At 67.2% G+C, this 2,224-nt stretch carries 2 protein-coding genes; both read right to left on the bottom strand.

Annotation, left to right across the window (positions count from 1 at the left end):
• Window positions 1-44: 44 nt before the first annotated feature.
• Window positions 45-1,283 carry a branched-chain amino acid ABC transporter substrate-binding protein gene (locus tag ACFWEG_RS28910; RefSeq protein WP_387221051.1) on the bottom strand — a complete coding sequence of 413 codons (1,239 nt, stop codon included), beginning with the start codon at window positions 1,281-1,283 and terminating at the stop codon, window positions 45-47.
• Between the two features lie 220 nt (window positions 1,284-1,503).
• Window positions 1,504-2,142, bottom strand: coding sequence for a Tat pathway signal sequence domain protein (locus ACFWEG_RS28905; protein ID WP_387221049.1), 639 nt, complete (start codon window positions 2,140-2,142; stop codon window positions 1,504-1,506).
• Window positions 2,143-2,224: the final 82 nt, after the last annotated feature.

Genomic DNA, 2,224 nt, shown 5'->3' with positions numbered 1-2,224 from the left:
CTTGTGGATCAGCGCCCCGCGCGGAGTGGTGGTGCGGGGGTGGGTCAGCCGGTGAAGGTGCCCGACTTGACGGGCTTCCAGGCGTCGCCCTCGACGGTGTAGACCGTGAGCTGCTTGTTGGTGGCGTCGCCGAACTCGTCGAACGAGACCTTGCCGGTCACGCCGTCGAACGAGACGCTCTGCATGGCCTCGGTGACCTTGGCGCGGGCGTCGTCCGGGAGCTTGCCGTCGTTGGCCTCGACGACGGCCTTGACCGCCTCGATGATCGCCCAGGCGGAGTCGTAGGAGTAGCCGCCGTAGGCCTCGTAGGCCTCCTTGTAGCCGGCCGCCTTGTAGTTGTCGACGAACTCCTTCGCGGAGGGCAGCTCCTCGACGGGCGCGCCGACGGAGGTGGCGAGGTCGCCCGCGCCGCCCGCTCCGGCGAGCTTGATGAAGTCGGCGCTGTAGATGCCGTCACCGCCGACGACGGGGACCTTGGCGCCCGCGGCCTTGAGCTGCTTGCTGAGCGGGCCGGCCTGCGGGTACTCGCCGCCGTAGTAGACCGCGTCGGCCTTGGAGTTCTTGACCTTGGTGACGATGGCCGAGAAGTCGTTGCTCTCCGGGTTGATGTGCTCGACGCCGGCGACCTTCCCGCCGACCTTCTTGAACTCGTCCGTGAAGGTGGCGGCGAGACCGGCGCCGTAGGTCTTCTTGTCGTCGATGACGAAGACGTTCTTCTTCTTCGCGTCGTTGAAGAGGTACTGCGCGGCGAACGGACCCTGGATGGCGTCGGTGGTGGCGGTGCGGAAGTAGGACTTGTACGGGCGGTTCTTGGTGCCGCCGTTCCAGTCCGGACCCTGGGTCAGGGCGGGGTTGGTGTTGGCCGGCGAGACCTCGACGAGCTTGGCGTCGTCGAAGACCTTCTGCATCGACTCGGCCACCGAGGAGTTCAGCGGGCCGACGACGCCGAGGACGTCCTTGTTGGCAACGAGCTTGGTGGCGTTCTGCTGGCCCGAGGCGGGCTGCGCCTGGTCGTCGAGGGCCTCGATCTTGAACGTGACGCCCTTGACCGTCTTCTCCTTGTTGGCCGTCTTGGCCGCGAGGTCGACGGAGTTCTTGATGCCCAGACCGAGCGCGGAGAGGTCTCCGGTGAGGGGGGCGTCGACGCCGATGACGACGGTGGTGCTGCCGCCCTCGGCGTCACTGCCGCCCTTGTTGCCTTCGTCGCGCGATCCGCAGGCGGACAGCGTGAGCGCTCCGGCGGTTATCGCGGTGGTGATCATGAGCAGGGAACGTTGACGCACGATTCAGTCCTCTCCGGGCACGGGTGTTCCTCGGTGGAACGCCGAGTCGAGCGCTGGAACCGAACTGAAAGGCATCCGGTGGCGCGGTGACTGGGCGTGACTATAGGCCGCTTTCACGGGAAGGGGGGAAGGTCGGACCCATGCTGTGACGCTCTTGTTATGCCCAAGTGGAATGTCCGATTCGGATCGCGGGGCAGAAGGGGGGAAATCGGTCGCCCTCTCATCTCGCATTGTGAGAATCGGCAGGAGGGGGCAGTGCGGGGCGCGTTGGGTCCGGACAGGAGGCGGCGATCCAGGTGGCGAGGTCTTCCGCGTAGCCCGGACCGAGGATGTAGCTCCGCTGTTGTATTGCGCGAATGTTGCGCAGCGTTACATCCAGGTAGGGCAGGCTCGCGTTCCTTGGTGTTTTCGCGCAGTCCCGTATCCGGATAGTGATGGTCAGTGTCCGATGAGAGTGCGCGCGAAGCGTCAGCGGGAGAATGGGGGCAGTGGAGAGTGCCATGGATTCCGAAGGTTGCGCGACCTTTTCGACGCTGATTTCCGGACCTTTTCCCATGGCCACCATGAGTTGGAAGGTGAAGGTCGACGGAATCGCCGGGGACGAAAGGGGAGGAAGTGTCCCGGCGTAGATGACGGTGACGGACTGGGCCGGATAGGGGGGAGGTGTGGGCGGACGGTCCTCGGGACGACTCGCGCAGTCGTGGAGGCCGCCGGCCAGGAGTGCGGCGGTCGCGAGGGCGGCCAGGGCGCGGCGCCTCGTCGCGGTGGATCCCAAGGGCGTCGCGGTGTCGGTGCGGGGGAGGCGGTCGTGGGCGAGGGTGTCCTCGCCGGGCTCCAGAGGGCCGATGCCGCCGCTCATGGAGGGGGGCCGTCAGCAGTCGCCGGGGTTTCGTGCCGGACGCGGTGGAGGGGCGGTCGCGCCGCGCCGAGGTACGCGGCGC

This window comes from Streptomyces sp. NPDC060194 (assembly GCF_042728285.1).
In the GTDB taxonomy this organism is placed as follows: domain Bacteria; phylum Actinomycetota; class Actinomycetes; order Streptomycetales; family Streptomycetaceae; genus Streptomyces.
The sequence above is the reverse complement of the archived record's forward strand: the minus strand, read 5'-3'. Positions and strand labels throughout refer to the sequence as shown.

Excerpts from the sequence above, each read along its gene's own strand:
- ACFWEG_RS28905 (WP_387221049.1), bottom strand. The coding sequence starts at position 2,142 with ATGAGCGGCGGCATCGGCCCTCTGGAGCCCGGCGAGGACACCCTCGCC.